At 64.8% G+C, this 7708-nt stretch carries 6 protein-coding genes, 1 tRNA gene and 2 rRNA genes; 3 read left to right on the top strand and 6 right to left on the bottom strand.

What is annotated here, in order from left to right; genetic code table 11:
- Both F4X41_08970 and rrf read left to right on the top strand, forming a co-directional pair.
- Positions 1–336: ribosomal RNA gene (locus tag F4X41_08970) — 23S ribosomal RNA — on the top strand; the annotation flags it as partial.
- Between the two features lie 74 nt (positions 337–410).
- A 5S ribosomal RNA gene (gene rrf, locus F4X41_08965) occupies positions 411–526 on the top strand.
- Between the two features lie 39 nt (positions 527–565).
- On the opposite strand, the gene F4X41_08960 is transcribed toward rrf, so the two are convergent.
- Positions 566–2248, bottom strand: a complete 1683-nt coding sequence (locus tag F4X41_08960) for a TIGR03663 family protein (protein MYB17138.1) — start codon at positions 2246–2248, stop codon at positions 566–568.
- Between the two features lie 202 nt (positions 2249–2450).
- Here F4X41_08960 and F4X41_08955 point away from each other — a divergent pair, with 202 nt between their 5' ends.
- Complete coding sequence (locus tag F4X41_08955) at positions 2451–3518, top strand: alpha/beta hydrolase (protein ID MYB17137.1); 1068 nt, start codon at positions 2451–2453, stop codon at positions 3516–3518.
- Between the two features lie 16 nt (positions 3519–3534).
- Here the strand turns inward: F4X41_08955 and F4X41_08950 are convergent, their stop codons facing one another.
- From F4X41_08950 to F4X41_08930, 5 genes are all read right to left on the bottom strand, one after another.
- Complete coding sequence (locus F4X41_08950) at positions 3535–3918, bottom strand: hypothetical protein (protein MYB17136.1); 384 nt, start codon at positions 3916–3918, stop codon at positions 3535–3537.
- Positions 3919–4056: 138 nt separating this feature from the next.
- Positions 4057–4129: transfer RNA gene (locus tag F4X41_08945), tRNA-Ala, on the bottom strand.
- A gap of 78 nt (positions 4130–4207) precedes the next feature.
- Positions 4208–5356: a Gfo/Idh/MocA family oxidoreductase gene (locus F4X41_08940; protein MYB17135.1), complete on the bottom strand. Its 1149-nt coding sequence runs from the start codon at positions 5354–5356 to the stop codon at positions 4208–4210.
- The gene (locus F4X41_08935; protein ID MYB17134.1) at positions 5353–6393 is read right to left on the bottom strand and encodes a hypothetical protein; all 1041 of its coding nucleotides are present in this window, start codon (positions 6391–6393) and stop codon (positions 5353–5355) included. Before F4X41_08935 ends, F4X41_08940 begins: the two co-directional genes overlap by 4 nt.
- A 30-nt stretch (positions 6394–6423) precedes the next feature.
- Positions 6424–7503, bottom strand: a complete 1080-nt coding sequence (locus F4X41_08930) for an LLM class flavin-dependent oxidoreductase (GenBank protein ID MYB17133.1) — start codon at positions 7501–7503, stop codon at positions 6424–6426.
- Between the last annotated feature and the right edge of the window lie 205 nt (positions 7504–7708).

Genomic DNA, 7708 nt, shown 5'->3' with positions numbered 1-7708 from the left:
AAGCGGCACGCGAGCTGGGTTCAGAACGTCGTGAGACAGTTCGGTCTCTATCCGTTGCGGGCGCAAGAGATTTGAGGGCACCTGGCCGATAGTACGAGAGGAACCGGCTGGACGAACCTCTAGTGCATCAGTTGTTCCGCCAGGAGCATTGCTGAGTAGCTATGTTCGGAAGGGATAAGCGCTGAAAGCATCTAAGTGCGAAGCCCTGCCCAAGATTAGATCTCTCATTGCGTTGAGCAAGTAAGTCCCCACAAAGACTATGTGGTTGATAGGCCGTAGGTGTAAGGCTGGTGACAGCTTTAGCCGAGCGGTACTAACGGACGAGGTCTTGAGAACTTATCTGGACCTCGGGACGGCAAATCTGGAGTTGTTGCACGCAACATTGACTTTAAAAACTTTGCAAGAAATCCCTCGGTGACCAAGCGGAGGGGACCCACCCGTTCCCATTCCGAACACGGAAGTTAAGCCCTCCCGCGCCGACAATACTTGACGGGAAACTGTCCGGGAAGATAGGTCGTTGCCGGGGGTTTCTTTTTGCCTGCGACCCAACGCGCTGCAAAGCCGGCTAGCCATGGGTCGCGACCGGCGCCGCAGCCGGTGAGGGTCCGGCAACGGTCCGCGCGATGAACACGTAGACGTCGGTCGATCCAATCGGCACCGGCGGTTCGTGGAATGCCCACTGCCGCCAGAACCGCCGCCAGCCCGAAGGGTCGGTGACGATGCGTCCCAGGTCTGCGAAGCGCCAATTCTGGTAGACCCGCTCGGGGAACCACTCGCGAAGATGCAGGTACCGGGCCGCGTATTGCTCGGGCCAGAAGCCGGTGACCGCCACAGTCGCCGGGTCCAGAATCATTACCGCGTAGCGTCCCGGTTCGACGTGGTCCGGACCGTTGCCGAAGACCGCCCCTTCGTGTTCGCGCAGGTACCAGGCCAGCGGCCAATGGGCGGTCGCATCGACCAGGATCGGCAGCTCGCGCCCCGACCCGGAAATCTGGCCGGCGTCTTCAATTATGTCGAGTATCGCCAGCACGTCGCGCGAGGTTTGGGTGTAGACGAGCGGGGTACGGGGCACATCGCCGTACGAAAACGTGGTCGCGAGCGCGTTGCGAGCGCTGACGGCGAGCAGCAAAACGATCACCGCCGCCGCCAGTAGGCGCCGTTTTCCGACGCTGCCGGCAATCCAGTCTCCGCCACAGCGCGCTGCCAAAAGGCACAGCGGCAACAGCGGATGCAAGACCAGCCAGGCGGCCTTCTCGCCCGCCGCGGAATAGATCAGGAACGAGAGCGTAACCCACCAGACCAGCAGCGTGCCAAACAAGTCCGGGGATCGCAGGGCTCGTACGAAGCCGACCACCCCCAGCACCGCCGCCGGCGCCTCCAGCAGCAGCACCAGCCCGGTGTAGAAGAACCATGGCTGGTTTACGCGCTCGGACTCGTGCACTTGCGCCCAAACGGCGACCGAGCGGCGGATCGAATCCAACAATCCCTCGGTGTTGAGCAGGAACGAGCTGAACAGCAGCGCCGGAATCCCGACCAGGAGGACCAGTCCCCAGACCAAACCGACGCGATCCGAGATAAACCGGGTCGCGGCGGCAGCAAGCGGGGCGGCCCAGGCGGGCGTGCGGCCCGAGCGCTTGCGGTGGCCGGCCACGATCAGCGCTCCGCCCAGAATCGCCAGGAAGGTGACGAAGATGAATCCGGTGATGTAGGTGTTTTCCTTGGTGGCCACCCCCAGCCCCAGGGCGCCGGCCGCCAGCAGCACCCAGCGACGCTGAGGCTGCTCGATATAGCGCAGCAGCGAACCCATCGCGACCAGGGTCAGAAGGGCGATGTAGATGTCGTTGCGAAGGAAACGCGAATAGTAGAGGAATGCCGGCGACAGTGTCAGGATCGCGACCGCCAGCAGCGTTCCCCAGCGCCCTAGGTAATCGCGCAATAACCAGGGCACGGCCAGCAGCAATGCGATTCCGGCCAGGGCCGGCAGCAGGCGCGCCGTGAAGTCCGACGCCCCCGCAACCAGAAAGACCAGCGCGTTGGCGTAGTAAAGAAACGGTCCGTGGTAGAGCGGATCGTAGAGATAAACGAAACTCTCGAGCCGCTCCAGGGCAGTGACCGCGTGGATCGACTCGTCGTGATGAAACGCACGATCGCCCAGTGCCGCAAGCCGGGTCAGCGCCGCCGCCGCCGCGATCGAGGCCGGCATCCAGATGCGTCGGACCGCGGTCAGCACCGTCGGGTAACCGATCATCTACGGCCCGCGCGCAGGTAAAGCCCGCTCGCAGCCGGCGAACGAATCGGCGGTACCCCAATATTGAGGGCGCCCACAAGGAGAACAGTCATTGCGAAACGAGTATCCCTACGCGCAGCCACAGGCGCCGGGGCCGCTGCAGAGCGGTCGACTGGGCGAGGGGATCCGGACGCGCATCATTGGCGGCGTCAACGGGTTGCGCATGCACGTGCTCGAGTCTGGCGCCAATGAACCGGGGCGGGCCTGTGTCCTGCTGCTGCACGGATTTCCCGAGATCGCATTTTCATGGAGGCGGATCCTGCCGGCGCTGGCCGCGGCCGGGTACTACGCCGTAGCCCCGGACCTGCGCGGCTACGGGCGCACCGGGCCGGCTCACGCCGAATACAGCGAAGACCTTCGGCCCTATTTCACGCTGAACCTGGTCCGCGACATCATGGCCCTTTTGGACCGCCTGGGTCGTCGGCGGGCGGTATTGGTCGGGCACGATTTCGGAACCACTGTGGCCGGATGGGCGGCGCTGGCCCGTCCCGATCGTTTTCCGGGTCTCGTGCACATGAGCGGGCCGTTTCCGGGTTCGCCCGACCGGGTCGATGAACCGTCCAACCCGGTTGGCGCTATAACTCCGGACCTGGCCCGGCTCGATCCGCCCCGGCTGCACTACCAGTATTACTACCGGCGGCGGCGCGCCAATGCCGAAATGCTCGGCTGCCCCCAGGGATTGCACGCGTTTCTGCGCGGCTACTACCACTTCAAGAGCGGCGATCATCCGCAAAACAATCCCTTCCGGCTGGCCGGCTGGACGGCCGACGAAGTGGCCAAGATGCCTCGCTACTACGTAATGGACAAGGGCCGAACCATGGCCGAAACTGTGTCCGCGGAAATGCCGAATCCGGCCCAGATAGCTGCCTGCCGCTGGCTGCCGGATGAGGACCTGGCGGTTTACGCCGCCGAATACGCGCGTTCCGGGTTCCAGGGCGGGCTGAACGGATATCGTTGCGGAGCAAGTCCGGCGGCGGCCAGGGAACTGCAGCTATTTGCCGGGGTGCGACTGCAGGTCCCCTGTCTTTTCGTCGCCGGAGCCGCCGACTGGGGCGTGTACCAGCGCCCCGGCGCCCTGGAGCGCCTGAAGTCGCGGGTTTGCACGGATCTGCGTGGGGTAACCCTGATCCCCGGAGCGGGTCACTGGGTTCAGCAGGAGGCGGCCGAGGAGGTCAGCGGCGAACTGCTCGATTTTCTGACCGACATCGATTGGCTCCGACGGGACGGCTGATCCAAACCGCCCCGGTTCAGGGCGTGCGCCAGCGCACCAGCATTTCCAGCGATCCCCAGACCAATCCCAGGATTGGCGCGGTAGCCAAGATCAGGGGAGCGTCGGCCAGACCCGGCATCTGGCCTTCCGCGATCAGGATGGCGAACCTGATCGCCATCGCCACCGAGAGCGCCGAAAGGGCCATCCCGAGACCGATCATGCCGTGGTGGATCCGCCGGGTGACCGCCGCCCAGGCGGTCGCGGCCATCAGCAGGCCGGCGAATGGATTGATCAGCATCATGAATAGGAACTGGTCGGCCGGCATGTTCGGCCCGCCGGTCGCGGCGATTCCGGCCAGACCGGCCGCCAGAACCGCGAAAAGCGATATGCAAACGGCGCTGGCCAGGCGGACGAGCTCCATCTAGTTGACCCCCCGTCCGGTACCGGGCGCCCGCGAAACGCTCACCAAGACCAGAAGCGGGCGGCGTAATTTGGGCGGGGACCGGATTCCATTGCCGCCGAATCTCCCGCCGCGCGCGAATCGGCTTTCCGGTTCGGGTGGAGATGAGGGGGCTCGAACCCCTGACCTCTGCCTTGCAAAGGCAGCGCTCTTCCAGCTGAGCTACATCCCCGGCGCAGCGTCCGGGGCGACTGGTGCGACCGGCGCGACACGTTCAGATTCTCATTGATCTGCGGCTTGACGGCACGGCCTAAGGGCAGTCGAACGTACCAACGCGTTCCCAAGTCCCGCTGGCCCACGATCGGGCAATCGCCGCCTGCACCCGGGCCACCGCCAACGCAGCTGAAATCCCGGGCGACGCAGGTATCCGGCCGAGGACCGCACCCAGGAAGTTGTTCATTTCGATCGCCTTCAGATCCATCAGGCTTGGACCGTTCCCGGCGCCTGGATTGAAGTTGCCGTGGGCGCCATCGCCGGACTGCGAAAACGCCTGGGTGTAGCCCTGGGCGATGCTCGAGTCGGTATAGATTTCAAGCTCGTGCATGCGCTCCAGCGACCACTTGACCGAACCGGCGCTGCCGTTTAGCTCGAACGCCATTTCATTGGTGGGCCCGCAGATCACCCGGCAGCCCTCGAGGGTTCCCTGGGCGCCGTTGGCGAAGCGGGCCAGGGCCGAGACGTAGTCCTCGTTTTCAACCGGCGCAAGCCCTGCCGAAACTCCCTCCGGCCCCGGCGTCGGGCGTTGCTCGACGAAAGTCTGCTTGTCGCCCACGACCTCGGTGATCGGACCGAACAGAAACTGGGCGGTGTCGATCACGTGGGACATCAGATCGGCCAGCGTGCCGTTGCCGGAAACCGAGCGCAGGTAACGCCAGCTCAGCGGCGTCGACGAATCGGTCCCGCTTGATGTGAAGTACCGGCCCCGGTAATGGGTCGGCCGACCGATCCCGTCGGACTCGATCAGGTTCCGGGTTCGGACCAGCGCCGGAATGCAGCGGTAGTTGTAGCCGACCATGAAGACGATGCCGGCAGCTTCGATCGCGGCGGCGGCGGCGGCGGTCTGGGCCGGATTCAGCCCAACCGGCTTCTCGCACAGAACGTGCTTGCCGGCCGCCGCGGCGGCTTCGATGATTTCCAGGTGCGAGTCATTCGGCGTCGCGACCGCAATCGCGTCTACCTCCGGGTCGGATATCACGTCTCGCCAGTCCGCCGTCCAGCGACCGAAACCCAATTGATCGGCCGCCCGCGCGGCGGCCGCGGCGTCAACGTCGGCACAGACCTGGCGCCGGACCGCGATATTCGAATCAGGGAACCAGACCGGCGCCAACAGGCACGCGCGGGCGTGGCGAATGCCGGCCGCGCCGAGGCCGATCACGCCCATCCGGACGGTGCTTTTCACGCGGCCGGCACTGCCTTTCGTGCCTGAAGATTGCGGGCCATCTCGATCAGCCAGCAAATCCGCTCCAGGGTCGTATCGAGCGAGGTTGCCACGTCCTGGTCGGCCAGCCTGGTAACCGCCGGCCGGCGCAGCCAAACGCCTTCGGCGAGCCTGGTCACGCACAGCACGTGGCTGACGTAGCGGGCCCGCACCGCGAATTGCTCTTCACCGGTGGCCGCGAACAATACGGACGCGCCCCATCCGACCTTGGCCGCGGTCAGGTCGGCAAAGGCTCCCGGATGGCAGTCCACGGCCCAGCCGAAGACTCGACGCGCCGAGCGCAGATACCGGTCTTCGCCGGTGGCGATGTACAGCTGCCCCAACGCGGACATGGTTATCCCAAGGAACCAGTAAACCTGACCCGAGACGCCCAGTTCGATCCGGTACCGCGCCGCGTCGGATTCGGCGAATTCAGTGATCCAATCGCCATCCCAAGTCCGTCGCAAAAGCACCCGGCGCTCGGGCTGGGGTTGTGACTCGATCATCTGGCCACAAATAAAGTCCCCGGCACGGCGGGCCGAGTCGATGCGGCCAGTCGTCAGCAGGCATATCAGGGCGGCCGCACTCGACCCGATGTCGAGGACGCGGCTCGCGTCGTCGACGTTGTGGTTGGAGAACCCTCCCAGCTGCGGGTGCTGGCACCGTTCGAGGCCGTCGGCGATGGCAAAAGCCATGTCCCAGACCCCAACCCGATGCGCCGAGACCCCGAAAAAGGCGTTGCGGAAATTGGCGACCTGTGATGCCGGCTCGTCCGCGAGCTCATTGATGTCGCCGTCGCGGAAGAATCGTCCGCGTACATATTCGCAAATCAGGTTCGCGCGGTCGATTCGCCCGCCATTGGCGAACGCCAACGGCGCCAGATAGTAGGCGCCGACCGCATTTTCCGCACCATTGAAGCTACCGTCGGGCCCCAGCAGTCCATCCGCCCAGGCCAGCGCGCCGGCGGCGGATTCCAGTTCGCGGGGAAGCGCAGAAGACGGTTCGTCCACGGCCTTCACCACGGTCCTTGGCGAGCTGCCAAACCCCGGTCAACCAACGTTAGGCCGGACCTCGTTGGCCAGTAACTCCAGGCTGTGGATGGCCCGGTCGGGATCCTCCCAGTCGTGCCCCATCGCCAGCAATACACCGAACCGGCCGTAGGTGTCCCGGAGCCGGTTTATCTTGGCGGTGACGGTTTCCGGGCTGCCTACCAGCCACACGTTGCGGGCCAGGAATTCAACGGTCACGGCGCTGTCGGGCATATCCGGATCGTCCTTGAACGTGCCCAGCCCGTCGGGGGTGTTACGCACCAGCAGCGGCATCATGAAGCGCCGGAAATTTTTTCCCATCGGTCCGTCAATCGCGTAGGCGAAGGCCTCTTCATCAGTGTCGGCCACGTACACCTCGCGCGCCACCCGCCACCCGCCAGGGTCTATTGGGTGACCGCCTTCGGCCAATCCTGCGCGGTAGGCGTCCCAGTGGGTGCCAAGGATCCAGTTGGCGGCCAGATTTGTAGACAGCGCCCAGTAACCGCGCCGCCCGGCCATGCGCATCGATCCGGAATTGGGCGAATAACCGGGAATTCCGATCGGGGGATGAGGGCGCGTGTAGGGGCGAATCGGAAATCCCATGTCCAGGTCGACCTGGGCCCCGGTCAGCTCAACGGTCCAGTGCTTTCCCTCGTGCCGCCAGGGGGGATTTGCCGAGAAAAGTTCCAAGATGACCTCGAACCCTTCGACGAACCGTTCCTGCATTGAATCCGGGCTGCCGTCCACCCCCATGAACGGGCGATCGGCGGGAATCGATCCGGTACCCATACCCAGGTTGAACCTTCCCCGCGAGAGCTGGTCCAGCATCGCGGCCCGGGTCGCGAGTTCGGCCGGATGGTGCAAGGCCGGCAGGTAGACGCCGGTCCCCAGGCGGATGTTGCGGGTGAGCGCGAACGCCTTGGCCAGAAAAAGGTCCGGTGCGGCTATCGTTTCCCAGCGCGAGGTCATGTGTTCGCCAACCCAAGCCTCGCGGAATCCGAGCTCGTCGGCACGGCAGATCAGTTCAAGGTCTTCGTCGAAGCCCTGGGCGGTTGGTTTCTCGGGTGGATGCAGCGGCATCAGGAATAGACCCAAGTCCATCTGGTCCGCAACCCCCGATTCTTCCAGGCACTCCTGGAGAGGCCTTGCAAACGGTTAGCCGATCAAGAGATTGGTACGCCGGCCGGCCAATTCGCCCTCAACTGATTGTGAACTGCGCGGGACCTTTCGATGCGCTTCTCCTCGCCGCAATATTCGTCCCCGCGTGCGCCTGGTTGCCGACGACCGAAGGGCGCGCGCCGGACCG

Source organism: Chloroflexota bacterium (genome assembly GCA_009840625.1).
GTDB lineage: Bacteria > Chloroflexota > UBA11872 > UBA11872 > VXNJ01 > VXNJ01.
The sequence above is the reverse complement of the archived record's forward strand: the minus strand, read 5'-3'. Positions and strand labels throughout refer to the sequence as shown.